Below are 19,941 nucleotides of genomic sequence, written 5' to 3' on the forward strand. Positions count from 1 at the left end.
TCACCTCCCGATACCGCGATAGGCGAAGCCGAGCCGAAGCACCTCGCGGATGCGCGTCGGCGTCAGGTGCATGCGCCCGTCGAAGAACAGGCAGGGGCGGTGCACCTGAGTGACCAGCGTGCTGAGGTCGAGGTCGTGGAACTGGCGGTGTCCGGCGAGGAAGGCGAGACAGCCGGCCCCGGCGACCGCCTCGGCCAGGCTCGCCGCCGGTGCGAAGCCGAACCGGGCCTCGATCTGCGCCGGGTCGGCGAGCGGGTCGAAGATCCGGACCTGGAACCCGGCCTCGCGCAGCGCCGCCACCACGCCCAGCACCGGGGTGTTGCGGACGTCGCCGGTGTCGCTCTTGAAGGCCGCGCCGAGCACGGCGACCGTGGTGTCCGACCGGTCCAGGCCGAGCTTGAGCAGTTCGTCGGCGATCAGCGAGGCGGTGTAGCGGGGCATGTCGTCGTTGACCGCCCGGGCGGTCTCCACCGTGCGTAGCGGGACGCCTCGGCTGCGACCGTCCCGCCAGGCCATCCACGGGTCCTTTGTGAGGCACGAGCCACCGACCCCCACCCCGGGCATCAGCAGGTTGACCATGCTGCTGCCCTTGGGCAGGGTGTTCGCCGCGCCGGTCACGTCCAGGACGTCCACATCGAGCGCCGAGCAGTACCGTGCCAGCTCGTTGGCAACCGCCACGTTCGCGTCGATCCACCAGTTGGTGGCCAGCTTGACCACCTCGGCCGCCTCGGCGGACGGCACCTGATGGACCTCGACGCCGAGGCTGGAGCGCCAGAAGCGCTCGGCCGCCGCGGCCGAGCGGGGACCGACCCCGCCCACCACGACCGGCAGGCTGCGCACCTGGGCCAGGGCGGCACCCTCCGCCAGCCGCTCCGGGCAGAAGGCGAGCCAGAAGTCGCATTCGCGGACCAGCCCACCGCGCTCCAGCAATGGCGCGACGAGGGTGCGGGTGGTGCCGGGGGAGACCGTCGACTTGACGATCACCAACTGCCCGGCGCGCAGGTACCCGGAGAGCTGTTCGCAGGCCGCCACCAACTGGTCGGCGACCATCTCACCCCGCGGGTCGGTAGGCGTGCCGACGGTCACCAGCACCACGTCGACGCCGGCCACCACCGCGTACGAACTGCTCGCGGTGAGCCGTCCGGTGGCGCTCAGGTCGGCCACGGCGGCGGCGAGGCCGGGCTCGGGCAGCCGACACCGGCCGGCCCGCAGGTCGGCCACCAGGGACTCGTCGCTGTCGATCGCCACCACCTCGGCGCCGCGTTCGGCGAGCGCCACCGCGAGGCAGGTGCCGACGTAACCGGCGCCGATGACGGCGGCCTTCAGTGCGGACACGCGTCCGGAAACGGGATCGATTGGCATGGTTGTCCGGAACCGCCTTCCTGTTCACGGCGTCGCGGGCCGGTCACCGTCGGGCGAACCCGCCAGGCCGCCGCCATCACGCGATGGCCGGGGTGGCGGGCGCGTGACGGCCGACCGGCCGGGCCGGTCCTGACCAGCGTCCCGGTGCGACCCGGCCGATGAGCGTCTCGACCAGTCGGCACACCGGCCCGATCGCCAGCGCGGGCGGGTCGGTGGGGCGGGGAGGCTGGATCGCGATGCGGGCACGGGCCCGGCCGTCCTGGGGCAGCAGCAGGTCCGAGGCGCCCACCAGATAGCTGGTCGGCTCCTCGTCCACAAGGGCCTGGGCGACCGTGCTGTGACCTCGGACCAGCACGACCCGGGTGTGGTACGTGCCGGGACGGGCCACCACCGGCACGCCCGTGCCGCCGGCCGAGACCGCCCACGCAGTTGACGCGTCACTGGACTCACCCGCCGTGCGCAGGCCGACCAGGACGAGGTCGTCGGGGGTGCTGTCGGGCAGGTGCAGCGTCAGCCGGGGGCGGACCACCTCGGTGCGCGCCCGGCGCAGCGCCTCGGCCAGGACGTAGCAGGGCCGTCCGGCCAGCAGCCGGGCCAACTGGCGGAAGTGTCCGGGCGAGGTGCCGACGAGACGGGTGAACTGGGTGGTGAACGTGCCGGCACTGGTATAGCCGACGTAGCCGCTGATCGCGGTCACCGTCAGGCCGGTGTGCAGCAGCAGCCGGCGGGCCTCCGCCATGCGCAGCGCGGCGAGGAACCGGGCCGGGGTCATCGAGGTCACGTCCCGGAAGAGCCGATGGAAGTGGAACGGGCTGAAGGGAACCACCCGGGCCAGGTCGGCAAGCTGCAGCGGCTCCGCGAGATGACCACGCATGTATTCGATCGCCCGTGCCGCAGCGGCAGCACGGGAGTGGTCGACCGTGCTCCGCGTCATGCCTGACGTCGTTTTCACGTGCACTCCCTGCGAGTCGATCGGGCACCGTTGTGGATTGTGCGCGGCTGTGCTTGACGTTTTCTTGATTGCTGGCCGGGAGGGCCGGCCGGCAATTGATGGGCCAGCCGAGCAAGTTGAGAGAAGTAACTCCGATGATCGCCGTGAAACATGGTTCGGGTACCGACACGGCGACACTGGTCCCGTATGGGGCTGATTAATCAGCGGGGTCCAATTTGCCGAATCATGTCGGCCTTATTGCGGATGACGCGCGTCAGGAGTAATCCATGCCCGTCAACTGGCGAACCATTCGTCAGAACCTTCTGACCCCGAAAACAACCGAGGCCAGCTTTGCCACTCGTGGGTTTGTCGCCCGCGACGAGGCCAGCCGCGAGCTGCTGGAGTCCGTCGGCGTCCACTTCCTCACCGGCTTCCGGTACGCGGTGGGTGAGCGGGGCCCGGTCGAGGCCGCGGCGCGGCTGGAGACGGTCGAGCCCGACCTGCGGGGCTTCGCGTACGAGGGTGCCGCGATGGGTTTCGCCGTGCTGGACGGGTTGACCGGTGGCCGCCGGCTGGCCCGTTTCCTCGCCGGTCCCGCCGATCGGCACGTCTACATGGTCCATGTCGGGCTGGGGTGGGCGATGGCCCGGCTGCCCCGCTGGCGCTGGCGGGCCGTCCAACCGACCGACCGCCTGCTGGGCTGGTTGGCCCTCGACGGGTACGGCTTCCACCAGGCGTACTTCCACACTCAGCGATACGTGCGGGAACGCCACCGGGACCGGATCGGCTCGTGGCCGGGGGATCCCGCCGGGCGGTGGACCGGTCAGGTCATCGACCAGGGCGTCGGGCGGGCGTTGTGGTTCGTGGCGGGCGCCGACCCCGACCGGGTCGCCGACACGATCGACAAGTTCCCCGTCGAGCGGCGCGAGGACCTGTACAGCGGGACCGCGCTCGCCGCCACCTACGCCGGCGGCGCCCGCCGCGAACTGCTGCTCCGGCTGGCTGAACGGGGCGCGGCGTACGCACCGGCCATGGCGCAGGGCAGCGCGTTCGCCGCGCAGGCCCGTCGCCGTGCCGGCCTGACCAGCGAACACACCGGCGTCGCCACCGAGGTGTTCTGCGGTACGCCCGCAGCGCAGGCCGCCGAGGTGACCGAGCACGCGTTGGACGGCCTCGACCACGACGGGCCGGTGCCGGCGTTCCTGGTCTGGCGGCAGCGGATCGCCCAGCAGTTCGTGACCTTGGGGAGGTGCTGACCCGTGTTGGCAATCAGAAGGATGCTCCGTCGGCAATTGGCCGGGGTGGTGGCGCTGGTGCTGCTCGTCGGCACCTTTGTGGCCGTCCGGTTGCCGGAGGCGAGCGCCGACGAGCGGCGGGTGATGGCGCAGTCCTACCGGTTCACGCCCCTGTCGCTGACCATGCCCGGTGGGCTGCCGCAGCAGTCGATCCGCCAGGTGAACGGCGCGTACCGGCACATCGCGGCGTGGATCTCCTCGGTCGGGGCGGGCATCGCGGTGAACGACCTGGACGGCGACGGGCTTGCCAATGACCTCTGCGTCACCGACCCGCGCATCGACCGGGTCGTGGTGTCGCCGGCACCGACCCCGGGCGCGGACCGCTACCAGCCCTTCGTGCTGGACCTGGCGCCGCTGCCCACCAACCCGCACATCGCCCCGATGGGCTGCCTGCCCGGCGACCTCAATGGAGACGGCCGTACCGACCTGCTGGTCTACTACTGGGGTCGCACGCCTGTGGCGTTCCTGGCGCGGGCCGACGCGACAGCCCTGTCCCGCGACGCCTATGTGGCGGTCGAGTTGCTGCCCGACCGGGTGCCGGCCGGTGGCACCTACACCGGTCCGCAGTGGAACACCAACGCCGCGACGCTGGCCGACTTCGACGGTGACGGCAACCTCGACGTCTACATCGGCAACTACTTCCCCGACAGCCCGGTACTCGACCCCGGCCAGCACGGCGGGGTGGCGATGAACCGGTCGATGTCCAACGCGCTCAACGGTGGCGACGACCACGTGCTGCGGTTCACCGGCGGCAGCGCCGGCCCGGAGCCCGACGTCTCGTACGCCGAGGTGCCGGACGTCTTCGCCACCGACGTGTCGCGGGGCTGGACGCTGGCGGTCGCCGCCAACGACGTCGACGGCGACCTGCTGCCGGAGTTGTACATCGCCAACGACTTCGGCCCCGACCGGTTGCTGCACAACCGGTCGGAGCCGGGCCGGATCGCCTTCGCCCTGGTGGAGAGCAGCGGACTTCCCGGGTTGACGCCCAAGTCGAAGCGGGTCGGCCACGACTCGTTCAAGGGCATGGGCGTCGACTTCGGCGACTTCGACGGCGACGGCATGTTCGACCTGTACGTCGGCAACATCACCACGTCGTTCGGTATCCAGGAGAGCAACTTCGCCTTCGTCAACACCGCCGCCGACGCCGACGAGCTGCGCGCCACGCTGCGCGAGGGCAAGGCGCCGTGGCAGGACCGCAGCGCCGAGCTGGGCCTGGCCTGGAGCGGCTGGAGCTGGGACGTGAAGCTCGCCGACTTCACCAACCGGGGCCGGCCGGACATCGTGCAGACGGCGGGCTTCGTCAAGGGAGAGGTCAACCGCTGGGCGCAGTTGCAGGAGTTGGCCACGGCCAACGACGAGCTGCTGGCCGATCCGCGCTGGTGGCCCCGGGTGGAGCAGGGCGACGACATCGCCGGCGGCCAGCACCTGGTCTTCCACGTGGCCGGCGACGACGGCCGGTACGAGGACCTGAGTGTCGAACTCGGGTTGGCCGAGCGGGTGCCCACTCGGGGTGTCGCTGTCGGTGACATGGACGGCGACGGCCGGCTCGATTTCGCCGTGGCCCGGCAGTGGGACGCCCCCGTCGTGTACCACAACGACAGCCCGACGACCGGGGCCAACCTGACGCTGCGGCTGCTGCACGACCAGCCGCAGGCCGCCGGCCCGCTCGCTGGCGCCGGGTCTCCGGTGATCGGCGCGCAGGTCCGGGTGACCACCCCGGACGGGCGAGTGCTGATCGATCGCGTCGACGGCGGTAGCGGCCATTCCGGCCGGCGCAGCAACGAAGTTTCGGTCGGCCTCGGTGAGGTGGCTGGTCCGGTCACCGTGCAGCTGAGTTGGCGCGACCGTGAGGGCACCCCCCGGGAGCAGGAACTGCGGCTCACCCCCGGGCGGCACACCCTCGCCCTCGGTACCCAGGCACGGGAGGCTTCGCGATGAGTCAGCAGCGTACCCAACACAAGGACCCGCGGATCGTCACCGCGCTGCGCAGGTTCGCCATCTCCATCACGGCCCTGAACATCTTCGGGTACACCGTGCTCGGGTTCGAGCAGGCCTGGGCGTGGCCACTGCTCGCACTGGCGGTGGGGTACAGCGTCGAGATCCTGCTGGAGACGATCGGCGCGTGGGCCGAGGAGCGCCGCGCGCGTTACCTCGGCGGCGGCGTACGCGGATTCGTCGAGTTCCTCTACCCGGCGCACATCACCAGCCTCGCCGTGAACATGCTGCTGTACGTCAACGACCAGGTGCCGGTCATGCTCTTCGCGGTGATGGTCGCGATCAGCGGCAAGTGGCTGTTCCGAGCGCCGGTCAACGGCCGGCTCCGGCATTACATGAACCCGTCGAACTTCGGCATCGCGATCGCGCTGCTGCTGTTTCCGTGGATATCCATCGCACCGCCGTACCAGTTCACCGAGCACCTCACCGGCATCGGCGACTGGATCGTCCCGGCGGTGATCGTGATCTTCGGGACGCTGCTCAACGCCAAGCTCACCGGCCGAATGTGGCTGATCGCCGGCTGGCTGGGGGTGTTCGTCCTCCAGTCGGTGTTCCGTGGCCTGGTGCTCGACACCTCCATCGTCGGCGCGCTGGCCACCATGACCGGCGTTGCGTTCGTGCTGTTCACCAACTACATGATCACGGATCCGGGGACGACACCGTCGAAGCCCTGGTCGCAGTTCGCCTTCGGTGGCGGTGTCGCGCTGGTCTACGGCGTGCTCACCGGCGCATCCGTCGTGTACGGGCTGTTCTTCGCCACCGCGATCGTCTGCCTGATCCGTGGCGGCTTCCTGTGGTCGCTGCACGCGGTCCGCCTCGCCGCGCAGCCGGGGCCCACCGATGCCGGCGCTCTGGACGGCAAGGTGTCGGCCAGCGTGACACGCGAGATGGTGCGGGCATGAGTCGGATAGCCGTGGTCGGCCTGGCCTGCCGGTTTCCCGACGCCGCCGGACCTGGTCAACTCTGGGAGAACGTCCTCGCCGGGCGGCGGGCGTTCCGCCGGCTGCCCGACGAGCGGATGCGCGCCGAGGACTACTGGTCGGCGGACCCGACCGCGGCTGACCGCTACTACGCGGCCAACGCCGCGGTGATCGAGGGGTACGAGTTCGACCGGGTCGGCTTCAAGGTCAGCGGCAGCACCTACCGCTCCACCGACCTGACCCACTGGCTGGCGCTGGACATGGCCGCGCAGGCGCTGGCCGATGCCGGGTTCGCCGAGGGCGACGGCCTGCCCCGCGAGCGTACGGCCGTCGTCGTCGGCAACACGCTGACCGGCGAGTTCACCCGGGCGGGGACGATGCGGCTGCGCTGGCCGTACGTGCGGCGGGTGGTGGGCGCCGCGTTGGGCGCGCAGGGCTGGGACGACGAGCGGGTGGCGGACTTCCTCGCCGGCCTGGAGTCCTCCTACAAGTCGCCGTTCCCGGAGGTGACCGAGGACAGCCTCGCCGGTGGCCTGTCCAACACCATCGCCGGTCGCATCTGCAACTACTTCGACCTGCACGGCGGCGGCTACACCGTGGACGGCGCCTGCGCCTCCTCGCTGTTGTCCGTGCTCACCGCCTGTCGCAACCTGTCCGATCAGGACGTCGACGTGGCGATCGCCGGTGGGGTGGACCTGTCGATCGATCCGTTCGAGATGGTCGGCTTCGCCCGCACCGGCGCCCTGGCCCGGGAGGAGATGTACGTCTACGACCGTCGGTCCAACGGATTCTGGCCTGGTGAGGGCTGCGGCATGGTCGTGCTGATGCGGGAGCGGGACGCGCTCGCACAGGGCCGCCGCATCTACGCCACGGTCGCCGGCTGGGGCGTCTCCTCCGACGGGCGTGGCGGCATGACCCGACCCGAGGCCGACGGCTACCGGTTGGCGCTGCGCCGCGCGTACCAACGGGCGGGCTTCGGCGTGGAGAGCGTGCCGCTGTTCGAGGGGCACGGCACCGGGACAGCGGTGGGCGACGCCACCGAACTGAGGGCACTCGGCGCGGAACGGCGGTCGGCCGATCCGCAGGTCGCACCGGCGGCGATCGGCTCCATCAAGGGCATGATCGGTCACACCAAGGCGGCGGCCGGCGTGGCCGGGCTGATCAAGGCCGTACTCGCGGTGCACCATCAGGTCATCCCGCCGACCGTGGGTTGCACCGATCCGCACGCCGAACTCGTCGGTGACCGGCCGGCGCTGCGAGTGGTCCGCCAGGCTGAGCCCTGGCCGGACGACGCTCCGCAGCGGGCCGGGATCACCGCGATGGGGTTCGGCGGCATCAACACCCACCTGGTGATCGACGGGCCGGTCCGTCCGCGTCGCCGGCAGCTGGACCGGCGTACCCGGCAGCTGGCCCGGTCGGCGCAGGACGCCGAGCTGCTCCTGGTGGACGCCGACGGCCCGGACGCGCTGCGGGAACGGCTGGAGCAGCTACGGCCGACGGTGGCCAAGCTCGCCTTCGCCGACCTGGCCGACCTGGCGGCGACGCTGCACCGGCAGCAACGAGGGCGGGCCTACCGGGCCGCCGTCGTGGCCCGTACCCCCCGGGAGGCCGAGCGGGCGGTGGAGGCGGCAGCTGCCGCGCTGGCGCCCGGGGCCCCGGGCAGGCTGGTCGACCCTGGGCTGGGTGTCTTCGTCGGACGGGTCACCCGTCCGGTCCGCGTCGGCTTCCTCTTTCCCGGCCAGGGCTCCGGTCAGGGTTGGGGTGGCGGCGCACTGCGCCGGAGATTCACCGAGGTGGACGAGGTCTGGCGGACCGCAGGCGACGTCCCCGGCGGTGACCGTGCCGAAAGCGTCGGGACCGCTGCCGCCCAACCCCGCATCGTCACCGGGTCGATCGGCGCGTTGCGGGTGCTCGACGCGCTTGACATCGACGCCACTGTCGCTGTCGGGCACAGCCTCGGCGAGTTGACCGCTCTGCACTGGGCGGGCTGCCTGGACGAGGGTGAGCTGCGGGATCTGGTCGCGGCGCGGGGGCACCTCATGGCGAGCCTGGCCCGGCCCGGTGCGATGGCCGGTGTCATCGGCGACCCGGCGGAGACCGCCGCCCTGCTCGACGGCACGGGCGCGGTGGTGGCCGGCTACAACGGCCCCCGACAGACGGTGGTGGCCGGCACTGACGACGCCGTCGGCGAGGTGGCCCGGCGGGCGTCGCTGGCCGGTCTGGCCTGCACCCGACTGAATGTCTCGCACGCCTTCCACTCGCCGCTGATGGCGCCTGCGGCCGAAGCCTTCGGCGAACGGCTGCGGTCGTGCCGGTTCGGCCCACCGTTGCGGCGGGTGGCCTCGACGGTGACCGGGATCGTGCTGCCACCGGACACCGATCTGGTCGAGCTGTTGCACCGGCAGATCCAGGCGCCGGTGCGCTTCACCGTGGCGCTGGCCCGTGCCGCGGTCGAGGTCGACCTGTTCGTCGAGGTGGGGCCGGGGCAGGTGCTCAGTCGGCTGGCCCGGGACCAGATGCCGGACCTTCCGGCGCTGGCGCTGGACACCGACGCCGAGTCTCTCGTCGGCCTGCTCACCGCCGTCGGTGCGGTGTACGTGCTGGGTGGTCCGGCCAGCTATCCGGCCTTGTTCGAGGACCGGTTCACCCGGCCGTTGGACCTGGACCGGCCGAGCACCTTCTTCGCCAACCCCTGCGAGTCGGCTCCCCAGGTGGCGGTGCCGGCCGCCGCCGCGTCGCCAGCGCCGACCGCCGAGGTCGCGCTTCCCGCCGGCGACGGGGCGTTGGAGCTGGTCCGCCAGTTGGTGGCGCAGCGGGCGGAGTTGCCGGTGGAGGTGCTCCACGAGGACAGTCGCCTCCTCGACGACCTGCACATGAGCTCGATCACCGTTGGGCAGATCGTCAACGAGGCGGCGCGGGCGATGGGGCTGTCGGCGGTGTCCGTGCCGACCAACTTCGCCACCGCGACCGTGCGGGAGATGGCCGAAGCGCTGCATGCGCGGGGGCGTGAGGACACCGTCGGACCAGCCGATGTCGTCGCCGGGGTCGCGCCCTGGGTACGAACCTTCGTCGTCGACCTGGTCGACGAGCCGGCGCCGGCGGGCGAGCCGGCGGGCGCCGGGGGTCGGTGGGACGTCTACGCCAGTCCCGGCCATCGGCTCGCCGAACCGCTGCGGCGCGCGCTGGAGGAGGCCGGGCTCGGCTCTGGCGTCCTGGTCTGCCTGCCGGACGACCCCGACGAGGCGTACCTGGAGGTCGCGGTACGTGGTGCCCAGGCCGCGCTGCGGCAACCCGCCGGTGGCCGGCTGGTGCTGGTGCAACCGGCGGCACGGGGCGGGGCGCTGGCGAAGACCGCCCGACTGGAGGGTGACCGGCTGCGGACGACGGTGGTGACGACTCCGCTCGGACCGGACACCGTGGACCGGGTGGTGACCGAGGTGGCCGGCACCGTCGACTTCACCGAGGTGACGTACGACGCGGCGGGCATCCGCCGGGTGCCGGTGCTGCGGCCTACTCCGGTCGATCCCCGGCCGGGTGCGCTGCCCCTGGGACCGGCGGACGTGCTGCTGGTGACCGGTGGCGGCAAGGGCATCACCGCCGAGGCGGCCGCGCTGCTGGCCCGGGAGAGCGGTGGCCGGCTGGCGGTGGTCGGTCGTTCCGACCCGGCCACCGACGAGGTGCTGTCCGCGAACCTGTCCCGGTTGCGTGACTCCGCCAGCGACCTGCGTTACCTGCGGGTGGACGTCACCGACTCCGCCGCCGTCGCCGCCGCCGTCGCCGACCTCACCGCCGACTGGGGCCCGGTGACCGCCGTGCTGCACGGCGCCGGGCTGAACACCCCCACCGCGCTCGGCGACCTCGACGAGGCCGCGGTCCGCCAGGTGTTCGCGCCGAAGGTGGGCGGCCTGCGCGCGGTGCTCGCCGCGATCGACCCTGCGCAGCTGCGGCTGCTCGTGACGTTCGGCAGCATCATCGGGCGGGCCGGGCTGCATGGTGAGGCGCACTACGCCGCCGCCAACGAGGCACTCGCGGAGCTGACCCGGGATGTCGCCGCGACCTACCCGACGTGCCGCGCGGTCTGTCTGGAGTGGTCGGTGTGGTCCGGCGTCGGCATGGGGGAACGGCTGTCGGTGGTCGAGGCGCTCAGCGGCCGTGGCGTCACCCCGATCGGCCCGGAGGACGGGCTGCGGGTGCTGCGCGAGGTGCTCTCCGACGACACGTTGCCGCCGGTGGTGGTGGTCACCGGGCGTACCGGTGGGCTGGAGACCCTGCGGTACCACCGGCCGGAGCTGCCATTGTTGCGGTTCACCGAACGACCTCTCATCCGCTACGACGGCGTGGAACTCGTCTGCGAGGTGGATCTCGCGCCCACCACCGACCCGTACCTGGCCGATCACCAGCTCGACGGTGACCTGATCTTTCCCGCGGTGCTCGGGCTGGAGGCCATGGCCCAGGTCGCCACCGCGCTGGCCCGCCACCCGGGAGTGCCGGTCATCGAGGACGTCCGGTTCGACCGGCCGGTGGTGGTCGACCCGCAGAGCGGTGTCACGATCCGGGTGGCCGCGCTGGTCCGGTCGGGACAGGTGATCGACGTCGTGATCCGCAGCGCCGAGACCGGCTTCGCGGCGGACCACTTCCGGGCCCGCATGCGGTTCGCGCCGGACGGGTCGTACCCGGAGGACACCGCTGCGCCGGAGCAGACGGAGCTGCCGGCCCTTCCCCTGGAACCGGCCCGGGACCTCTACGGTGACCTGCTGTTCCAGGCCGGTCGGTTCCAGCGGCTGAACAGCTACCGGCAGGTGGCGGCGCGGCTCGTCGAGGCGGAGGTGACCACCAGCGACGCGGGTGAATGGTTCAGCCGCTTCCTACCGGGCCGTCTCGTGCTGGGCGACCCCGGTGCCCGGGACGCGTTCATGCATGGCATCCAGGTTTGCGTGCCGGATGCGACGCTGTTGCCGGAGGGCATCGACCGGATCTGGTCCGCCGGTCCGAAGCTCTCCGCGGCCGAGACGGTGACCATCACCGCCTGGGAACGCGAGCAGCACGGCACGGGCTACGTCTACGACGCGGTGGTCCGTGACGCGACCGGCACGGTGATCGAGAGCTGGACAGGGCTTCGACTGCGCGCGGTGCGTCCACACGCACCGGCCTCGGGTTGGCCGGCGGTGCTGCTCGGGCCGCTGTTGCAGCGGCGTCTGGCGGAGGTGTTCACCGGGGACGTCGCGGTGGCAGCCGCGCCGGGCGGTGGGCCGCGCGACGCCGAGACACTGCTGTCCCGGGCGGCTGGCCGGCCGGTGGTGGTACGCCACCGACCGGACGGGCGACCCGAGGCCGACGGCCTGGGTGAGGTGTCGGTGGCGTACTCCGCGCCACTGCGCCTCGCGGTGGTCGGTGGCGCCCCGCTGGCCTGCGACGTGGAGCCGGTGACCGTCCGGTCGGCGGACGCCCGGCGCGACCTGATCGGTCGGCACGGGCCGCTGGCGGCGCTGCTCGTCGCCGAGGTCGGTGACACGCCGGATCTCGCGGCGACCCGGGTGTGGTGCGCGACCGAGTGCCTGCAGAAGGCGGGGCGCACCGGCGGTCCGTTGACCCTGGTGTCCGGCGCCGCCCCGGATGGGTGGGTGGTGCTGGACTCCGGTGGCGTGCGGATCGCCACCCGGGTGTGCCCGGTGGCGGGCGCCGCGGAGCAGGTCGTGGTGGCGGTCCTCAACGGGACGGAGGGGTGACAGTGTCGCGCTACTACGAGTACCACCACACCATCGGTTTCGAGGAGACCAATCTCGTCGGCAACGTCTACTACGTCAACTATCTGCGGTGGCAGGGTCGGTGCCGGGAGATGTTCCTGCACGAGCACGCGCCCGAGGTGCTCGACGAGCTGCGAGGCGACCTGAAGCTGTTCACCCTGAAGGTCGACTGCGAGTTCTTCGCCGAGCTGGCTCCGTTCGACCGGCTGGCGGTACGCATGCGGCTGGCCGAGTTGACCCAGACGCAGATGGAGCTGGCCTTCGACTACCTGCGGATCGCCGACGACGACCTGCTGGTGGCCCGGGGGCGGCAGCGGATCGCCTGCATGCGTGGGCCGAACGGACGTACCGAGCCGGCCCGCGTACCGGCCGGCCTGGTCCGGGCGCTGTCACCGTTCCGCGGTGCCGGCGTCGGGGTGGGGTGACAAATGCGGTTCGACACGCGCCTGGTGCACGGGGGTCGGCGGGCAACGCCGGGCACCGGAGACGTGGTGCCGCCGATCCACGTCTCGACGACGTACGAGCGGCGGGCGCAGGACGACCTCCGCTACTTCTACGGGCGGGGTGAGAACCCGACCCGGGAGCAACTGGAGGAGTGTCTTGCCGATCTGGAGGGGGCACGGTTCGCCACCGTCCTGTCCTCCGGGCAGGCCGCCGCGGCGACCGTGCTCGCCCAGCTGCGCCCGGGACAGTGCGTGGTGAGCACCGACGACGTGTACTCCGGCACCGACGCGTTGTTCGAGCTGGCAGCCCGGCAGGGCGTCCGGGTGCGCTACGCCGACCTGACCACGCCGGAGGGGATCGACAGCGGGCTGGACGTCCCCGGCGTCGCGCTGGTCTGGGTCGAGACGCCCACCAATCCGTTGCTGAGCGTGGTGGACATCGCCGAGGTCGCTGGCCGGGCGCACGAGCGCGGTGCCCGGCTGGTGGTGGACAACACCTTCGCCAGTCCGGCGCTCCAGCGCCCACTGGACCTCGGCGCGGACGTCTCCCTCTACAGCACGACCAAGTCGATCGCCGGGCACGCCGACGTGCTGGGTGGCGCTCTGGTCTACGCGGACGAGGAACTGCACGCGGCGTACCGGTCGTACCGAACGGCGGCCGGCAACGTGCCGGGCGCGCTTGACTGCTTTCTGGTCCGGCGGGGCCTGCACACGCTTTCGCTGCGGGTGAGTCGGCAGGTGGCGAACGCGTGGGCGCTGGTCGAGCGGCTCCGGGCCAGCCCGGTCGTCGGACGGGTCCACTACCCGGGGCTTGCCGAGCATCCGCAGCACGCGGTGGCCAAGGCCCAGATGACCGAGCCCGGCTCGATGGTGTCCTTCGAGTATCTGGGGGGCCCGGCTGCGCGGCTGCTGGACCGGTTCGCGTTGTTCTCCTGCGGCGTCAGCCTGGGAGGCGTGCACTCCCTCGTGGAGTGTCCGGCGCTGATGACGCACCGGCCGGTGCCCGCCGAGGTCCGCGCCCGCCGGGGCATCGGTGACGCACTCATCCGTCTCTCGGCCGGTATCGAGGACGGCCGTGACCTGGTCGAGGACGTGTCCCGGGCGCTTGCCGACGGCATCTGACCGGTTCACCGCTTCACCGAGACGAGAAGGGGTACCCGATGACCATTCCCGGTGTCGACACGACGTTGCCCATTGCCCGGGAGCTGCCCGCCCCCGGCAGTTACCTCTGTGGCCTCACCCATGACGGTGAGTTCTTCTGGCACTCCGATCAGGCGGCCGGAGAGATCTACGCGCTCGACCCGGCCACGGGCGCGGTGGTACGGACGCTGTCCTGCCGCCGGGTCCGGGCGGACCTGACGGTGGGTGGCGGGGCGCTGTGCCAGGTCGGTGGACGTCCGAAGCGCATCCTGCTGATCGACCCGACCAGCGGGGAGGTCCTCGACGAGCGGGAGGTCCGGCCACCGAGTGGCCGGCTCTGTGGTGTCGAGACCAGCGGCGTGATGATGTGGATGGGCCTGCGCGGCCCGTCGGTGGTGCAACTGCGCGATGTCGAGACGATGACCGTGCGCCGGGAGTTCCCGGTGCCCGGTACACCGTCCGGCCTGACCGTGGCGGGCGACGTGGTGATCTACGCCGACTTCGAGGCCGCGCTGCTGCGGGCGGTGGACGGCCGGGACGGCAGGCTGCTCGGGGAGGCGCTCGTCGACGGTCGGCCGGTCGGCCTGACCTGGGACGGCGCGTTGGTCTGGTACGCCGACTTCGCGGGTCGCCGGCTGGCGGCGGTACGGCTGCCGGATCTGCTGGCCACCGAGGCGTTCCTGGGCGAGCGGGTCGGTCAGCGCGGGGCGGATCGGCCCGCGCCGGGCTCGGCGACGTAGTCGTTGCCGGCGTACCAGTCGCCGCGTCCGGTGGGCAACAGGTCCAACACGTTCCAGACCGGGCTGAGCAGGTCGATGCCGCGCTCACCGCCGTCCGGGAAGCTCGCCGGGGCGGAGTAGAGATGGCGTACCCGCTCGCCCTCGGCCCGCAGCACGCTGACCATCGGGCGTTGCGTGCCGTCCGGGTACTCGGCCCGGACGTCGGCGTTGAACGAGGTGCCGTGGCTGGAGACGATCCGCAGGTCGGCCCAGCCACGACTGCGGGCCCACGCCCGCAGCCTGGGCAGCGGCGCCTTCGCCACCACCGCGACAGCGGTGTGCCGCAGCAGATGCGGCAGGACGCCGTGGAAGCCGTCGACCCACATCGAGCACATCGGGCAGGCCTCGGTGGCGTCCGGAGCGAACATCAGGTGGTAGAGGAAGAGTGTCGGGTGCCCGTCGAACAGCTCACGCAGCCGCACCTCGCGGATCGGTTCGGCGCGGTCCAGGTCGGTGGGGCCCTCGGCAAACCGGTAGTCGGCCAGCAGCGGGCCGGGCGGCAGGGCACGGCGGGCGGCGGCCACCCGTTCGACCTGGTCGCGCAGTTCCTGCTCGGCGTCGGCGAGTCCGCGCCGCGCCGCCGCGTACGCCTCGTCGGCACCGACCGGCCAGCTCGGTGGTGCGGTGGCTGGGTCGGCCTGGCTCATGTCGGCTCCCCTTCGGACGTTCCGGCGCTTCGGCGAAGGCTACCCGTGGGAGCGCGAGGGTGGACACCGCGCCGAGGCGCAAGACGCTTTAAGAAGACGTTGTCGTTGGTGAGTCTTCAGCCCGCAAGAGCCGACGTTGCCCAAGATACTTGTGAATCATATAGTTGGCGGAGGCCGATTTTCGCCGGCGAGGAGACAGCATGACGGTCGTACAGTTCGACCCGGCAGGTTTCAAGGCCGAGCAACGCGACACCTGGAACGCGGTCAGCGGCGGGTGGGAGTTCTGGCGGGACCGGTACGAACGCGCCGCCGCGCCGGTGACCGACTGGCTACTGCGCGCGGCCGGAGTGCGCCCCGGCCACCGGGTGCTCGACGTCGGCTGCGGCACGGGCGAGCCGGCGATCAGCGCCGGACGCCTGGTCGGCTCGACCGGCCGGGTGCTCGGCATCGACCTCGCTCCGGAGATGGTACGCCGCGCCCGGATGGCCGCCGCAGGTCTCGACCATCCGATCGACTTCGTCGAGTCCGACGTGGAGTCACTGGACCTGCCGCTGCGCTCGATGGACGTGGTGCTCAGCCGCTGGGGCCTGATGTTCGCCGTCGACCGGCACCGCATGCTCTCCGGCCTGTGTCGCCTGCTGGTTCCCGGCGGCGTGCTGGCCGCGGCGGTCTGGGACACCCCGGCGGCCAATCCGATGACCTCGCTGGCCTTCCGCGCCCTCGGTGCCGAACTGCCCGGCCCGCCACCGCCGCGACCCGGTCCGTTCAGCATGTGCGACGTGGCGCGTACCCACGAGGAACTGGCGACCGCCGGCTTCGTCGAGATCACCATCGAGTCCGTGCCGGTCTCGATGCGGTTCGCCTCGGTCGCCGAGTACCTCCAGTACGCCCGGGACGTGACACCGCCCGGCCTGCTGCGTGCGGTGCGGCAGCACCTCGGTGGCGACGGCGAACGCGCCGGATGGGACCGACTCGCCGACGCGGCGGCCGGGTACGCCGGTGGGGAGGGCATCGTGTGCCTGCCCGGCTCGGCGCTGTGCCTGCGGGCGCGCGCCGCACCCGACGGGGCGACGCCGGGGAGGACCGGATGACGACCAGAGCCGGTAGCCCGGCCGACCGGGTCCGACCGTCGGCACGGCACGACCGCCTGCTGACGGTCGCCCAGGCGTACGTGGACGCCGCAGCCGCACGGAACGAACTACCCCACCGGGACCTGTCCCGGCTGTCCCGCACCCGGGTCCGCGTCGATCCGGAGTTCTGCCGCGAGGTGGCCCGGCACTTCGACCGCGCGCCCCGGCGGGCCCTCGACGCCGACCTCGTCGCCCGGTACAACCGCTTCACCGAGGAGACCCGGCGCCACTTCGCGTTGCTCGAACCGGCCGGGCTGCGGGTCGTGCCGTGGCGGGGACCTGGGCAGCCGTACCATGGCGCGGCCGAGCTGATCGATTCCGTGGACCGCACGGGCGTGCTGTACGTCTACCTCACCAGCGCAGGACACGGTCCCCACGGACCGGCACCGGACCATCCGCTCTGTGCGCCGTCGGGCGTCACAGTCGACGGCGTCGAGCTGCTGCACAACGACATCTTCCGGGTCGTGCACGACGTGTTCGGGCACATTCTGCACGGCGCGACGATGGGGGTGGCCGGTGAGTTCCGGGCCGCCTACGGCCACCTGGCGATGTACTCGCCACTGGTGCACCCGGTCGTCTTCACCGAGCAGGTCAGCCAGATCTGCTGGTTCTTCCACGGGCCGCACCTGGCGGACCGGACCGGTCGGTGGCCCCGCCGCGGCGCGCCCGGCTGGATTCCGCCGGCGGAGCGGCCCTACCCGGAGCAGAAGTTGTTTCCCTGCCCACCGGGTTTCCTCGACCGCTTCATCGCGAGCTTCACGGAGGAGTCAGGATGACCGACACGGCTGCCCATCCCCTGGAATCGGTACGGGCCGAGTTCCCGTTCCTCGACCACGCCGACCAGCGCCCGCAGCTGGCATACCTGGACAACGCGGCCACCACGCAGAAGCCCCGATGTGTGCTCGACTCGTTGGTCGACCAGTACGTCACCGCCAACAGCAACGTCGGCCGCGGCTTCTACGAGTTGAGCCGCCGGGCCACCGGCCACTACGAGCAGGCCCGGGCGACGGTGCGTCGCATCCTCAACGCCGCCCATGACGAGGAGATCGTCTTCACCCGGGGCACCACGGACGCGACGAACCTGCTCGCCGAGACCTTCGCCGCACGGATCGTCGGTCCGGGCGACGACGTCGTGGTCAGCGGCATGGAACACAACTCGAACCTGCTGCCCTGGCGGCGGCTGTGCGAGCGGCAGGGCGCCACCCTCCGGGTGGTGCCGACGGCCGCCGGCCGGCCCGTCCAACCGGACGCTCTGGCGGCCGAGTTGAGTCCCCGGACCCGCCTCGTCGCGGTCACCCACGTCTCCAACGTGCTCGGCACCGTCAACCCGGTGCGGGATCTCGTCCGCGTCGCCCACGAGCGCGGCGTGCCGGTGGTCGTCGACGGCGCGCAGGCGGTGCCACACCTGCCCGTCGACGTACGGGAGATCGGGGCCGACTTCTACTGCTTCTCCGGTCACAAGGTGTACGGCCCGATGGGCTCGGGCGTGCTCTACGGCCGCCGCGACCTGCTCGTTGACCTGCCGCCGTACCAGGTCGGCGGCGGGACGGTGAAGGGCGTCTCCCACGATGCCCCGGTGTCGTACGTGCCGGTACCGGCCCGACTGGAGGCAGGTACCCCGGACATCCCCGCGGCGGTGGCGCTGGCCACGGCGTTGACCTGGCTGGAGGGCCTCGGCCGGGAGGCGGTACGGGCGCACGACGCGCATCTGGTCCGGTACGCCGTGCAGGCGCTGGGCGAGATCGACCGGGTGCGGGTCATCGGCGACCCGGCGACCGACCCCGCGGGCATCGTCTCGATCGCCGTGGACGGCCTGCATCCCTACGATGTCGGCGGTCACCTGGACCAGCACGGCATCGCCGTCCGGTCCGGCGTGCACTGTGCCAGCACCTTCCTCGACGACCTGGGGTTGGTCGGAACCGTACGGATCTCCTTCGCGGTCTACAGCACGGTCGCCGAGATCGACCGGGTGGTGGCCGCGTTGCGCACCGTGCGGGCAGGGGAGTGGACGACGCACCACCCTGGCGTCCGGTTCCGGTGACCACTCCTGCCCCGGCCGTCGAGCCGGGATTCGACACGCTGCCGGTCGACGACCTGGCCGACGCGGCGCTGCGGCAGGCTCGCAGTGCTGGCGCGACGTACGCCGACGTCCGGCTGCGGCGGGTCCGTGCCCTGCGCGAGCGGGTCCGCGACGGCCGTCCGGAGAGTAGCCAGGAGAGCGTGGAGACCGGCGTCGGGGTGCGGGTGCTGGTGGACGGCACCTGGGGTTTCGCCGCCGGGGTCGAGCTGTCCCCGCGCGGGGTCGGCGCGCTGGCGGCCCGCGCCTGCGCGCTGGCCCGTACGGTGCGACCGTTGCGCGGCGAGCCGGTGCGTCTCACCGCCGAGCCGGTGCCCCCACCTGTGGACTGGCAGTCGCCGTACGAGGTGGATCCGTTCGGGGTTCCGACCGCCGAACGCACCGCGTTGCTGGCCGGTTGGTGTGGGCTGCTCCGCGACGGCGGCGCGCACCTGGCCGAGGCGTACCTACAGGTCTTCCGTGAGTCGACGGTGTACCACGACAGCGAGGGCCGGCGGATCCGGCAACGACGTACCTGGCTGCATCCGATGGTGTTCGGCTTCCGGATCGACGCCGGTGACGGGACGTTCGAGGCGATGCGGACGCTCGGCCCGCCGGCCGCCCGGGGGTGGGAGTACCTGACCGGCACCGGCTGGGACTGGGCCGGCGAACTGGCCCGGATGCCCGAACTGCTGGCCGAGAAGGCCGCGGCCCCGAGGATCGAGCCGGGACGGTACGACCTGGTGATCGACCCGACCAACCTGTGGCTGACGATCCACGAAACGGTCGGTCACGCCACCGAACTGGACCGGATGCGCGGTCGGGAGGCGGCATTCGCGGGCAGCTCCTTCGTCCGGCCACAGGACGTCGGTGTCCTGCGCTACGGCTCACCGCAGATGACGGTGGTGGCCGACCGGACGACCCCGCACGCGCTGGCCACCGTGGGCTACGACGACGACGGGGTGGCCGCCGGCTCCTGGCCGCTGGTCACCGAGGGCCTGCTGGTGGGGGTGCAGCACGACAGACAGACCGCGGGTGCCGCCGGGCTGGACCGCTCCACCGGCTGCGCGTACGCCGAGTCCTACCGGCATCTGCCGGTGCCCCGGATGCCGAACGTCTCGCTGTGCCCGGCGCCGGACGGCCCGGACACCGACGAGCTGATCGGTCGGGTCCGCGACGGCCTCTACGTCGTCGGTGACAACAGCTTCTCCATCGACATGGCCCGGGTGAACTTCCAGTTCACCGCCCAGCGGTTCCACCGGATCCGCAACGGGCGACTGGTCGGCCAGGTGCGCGACATCGCGTACACGGGCACCACGCTCGACTTCTGGCGGTCGCTGGAGGCGGTCGGCGGCCCGCAGACCTGGCTGCTGTCCGGTGCCGGCCAGTGCGGCAAGGCCCAGCCGCTCCAGATCGCCGCGGCGGGGCACGGCTGCCCGTCGGCGCTGTTCCGGGCGGTGCCTGTCACGGACACGCGGACGGGGGCGACGGGATGAACA

14 protein-coding genes are annotated in these 19,941 nt (G+C 72.1%); 11 read left to right on the forward strand and 3 right to left on the reverse strand.

Features of this window, described 5'->3' with window-relative positions; genetic code table 11:
• Together ACN26Z_RS13285 and ACN26Z_RS13290 are read right to left on the reverse strand one after the other, a co-directional pair.
• Positions 1-1,362, reverse strand: coding sequence for a nucleotide sugar dehydrogenase (locus tag ACN26Z_RS13285; protein ID WP_421461448.1), 1,362 nt, complete (start codon positions 1,360-1,362; stop codon positions 1-3).
• A gap of 76 nt (positions 1,363-1,438) precedes the next feature.
• Positions 1,439-2,296, reverse strand: coding sequence for a helix-turn-helix domain-containing protein (locus ACN26Z_RS13290; RefSeq protein WP_093409507.1), 858 nt, complete (start codon positions 2,294-2,296; stop codon positions 1,439-1,441).
• Positions 2,297-2,580: 284 nt separating this feature from the next.
• Between ACN26Z_RS13290 and ACN26Z_RS13295 the strand changes: the two genes are divergently transcribed.
• The 7 genes from ACN26Z_RS13295 to ACN26Z_RS13325 are packed head-to-tail and all read left to right on the forward strand — an operon-like array spanning position 2,581 to position 14,570.
• Positions 2,581-3,549, forward strand: a complete 969-nt coding sequence (locus ACN26Z_RS13295; RefSeq protein WP_282239028.1) for a DUF1702 family protein — start codon at positions 2,581-2,583, stop codon at positions 3,547-3,549.
• A gap of 21 nt (positions 3,550-3,570) precedes the next feature.
• Positions 3,571-5,526 carry a CRTAC1 family protein gene (locus tag ACN26Z_RS13300; RefSeq protein ID WP_421464644.1) on the forward strand — a complete coding sequence of 652 codons (1,956 nt, stop codon included), beginning with the start codon at positions 3,571-3,573 and terminating at the stop codon, positions 5,524-5,526.
• A complete protein-coding gene (locus tag ACN26Z_RS13305) occupies positions 5,523-6,485 on the forward strand; it encodes an enediyne biosynthesis protein (protein WP_421461451.1) in 963 nt (320 codons plus the stop codon). The genes ACN26Z_RS13300 and ACN26Z_RS13305 overlap by 4 nt, the downstream gene beginning before the upstream one ends.
• Complete coding sequence (locus tag ACN26Z_RS13310) at positions 6,377-12,229, forward strand: type I polyketide synthase (RefSeq protein WP_421461454.1); 5,853 nt, start codon at positions 6,377-6,379, stop codon at positions 12,227-12,229. The genes ACN26Z_RS13305 and ACN26Z_RS13310 overlap by 109 nt, the downstream gene beginning before the upstream one ends.
• Complete coding sequence (locus tag ACN26Z_RS13315) at positions 12,226-12,672, forward strand: acyl-CoA thioesterase (RefSeq protein WP_210937056.1); 447 nt, start codon at positions 12,226-12,228, stop codon at positions 12,670-12,672. Before ACN26Z_RS13310 ends, ACN26Z_RS13315 begins: the two co-directional genes overlap by 4 nt.
• Positions 12,673-12,675: 3 nt before the next feature.
• Entirely contained in the window at positions 12,676-13,812 is a 1,137-nt protein-coding gene (locus ACN26Z_RS13320) for a trans-sulfuration enzyme family protein (protein ID WP_421461455.1), read from the forward strand.
• Positions 13,813-13,850: 38 nt separating this feature from the next.
• Positions 13,851-14,570 (forward strand): hypothetical protein, encoded by a 720-nt coding sequence (locus ACN26Z_RS13325; RefSeq protein ID WP_282239023.1) that lies wholly within the window; start codon positions 13,851-13,853, stop codon positions 14,568-14,570.
• Here the strand turns inward: ACN26Z_RS13325 and ACN26Z_RS13330 are convergent.
• Positions 14,528-15,256 carry a DUF899 family protein gene (locus ACN26Z_RS13330; protein ID WP_421461457.1) on the reverse strand — a complete coding sequence of 243 codons (729 nt, stop codon included), beginning with the start codon at positions 15,254-15,256 and terminating at the stop codon, positions 14,528-14,530. The genes ACN26Z_RS13325 and ACN26Z_RS13330 overlap by 43 nt on opposite strands.
• A 200-nt stretch (positions 15,257-15,456) precedes the next feature.
• Between ACN26Z_RS13330 and ACN26Z_RS13335 the strand changes: the two genes are divergently transcribed.
• From ACN26Z_RS13335 to ACN26Z_RS13350, 4 genes are read left to right on the forward strand one after another with little or no spacing between them, the layout of a single operon-like run.
• Positions 15,457-16,347: a class I SAM-dependent methyltransferase gene (locus ACN26Z_RS13335; RefSeq protein ID WP_421461458.1), complete on the forward strand. Its 891-nt coding sequence runs from the start codon at positions 15,457-15,459 to the stop codon at positions 16,345-16,347.
• On the forward strand, positions 16,344-17,162 hold the full coding sequence (locus tag ACN26Z_RS13340) for a crotonobetainyl-CoA--carnitine CoA-transferase (RefSeq protein WP_421461460.1): 819 nt from the start codon (positions 16,344-16,346) through the stop codon (positions 17,160-17,162). The genes ACN26Z_RS13335 and ACN26Z_RS13340 overlap by 4 nt, the downstream gene beginning before the upstream one ends.
• Entirely contained in the window at positions 17,159-18,427 is a 1,269-nt protein-coding gene (locus ACN26Z_RS13345) for a cysteine desulfurase (RefSeq protein WP_421461462.1), read from the forward strand. Before ACN26Z_RS13340 ends, ACN26Z_RS13345 begins: the two co-directional genes overlap by 4 nt.
• On the forward strand, positions 18,391-19,938 hold the full coding sequence (locus ACN26Z_RS13350; protein WP_421461465.1) for a TldD/PmbA family protein: 1,548 nt from the start codon (positions 18,391-18,393) through the stop codon (positions 19,936-19,938). The genes ACN26Z_RS13345 and ACN26Z_RS13350 overlap by 37 nt, the downstream gene beginning before the upstream one ends.
• Positions 19,939-19,941 lie beyond the last annotated feature (3 nt).

The organism is Verrucosispora sp. WMMD703 (assembly GCF_049178935.1).
GTDB classification, from domain to species: domain Bacteria; phylum Actinomycetota; class Actinomycetes; order Mycobacteriales; family Micromonosporaceae; genus Micromonospora; species Micromonospora sediminimaris.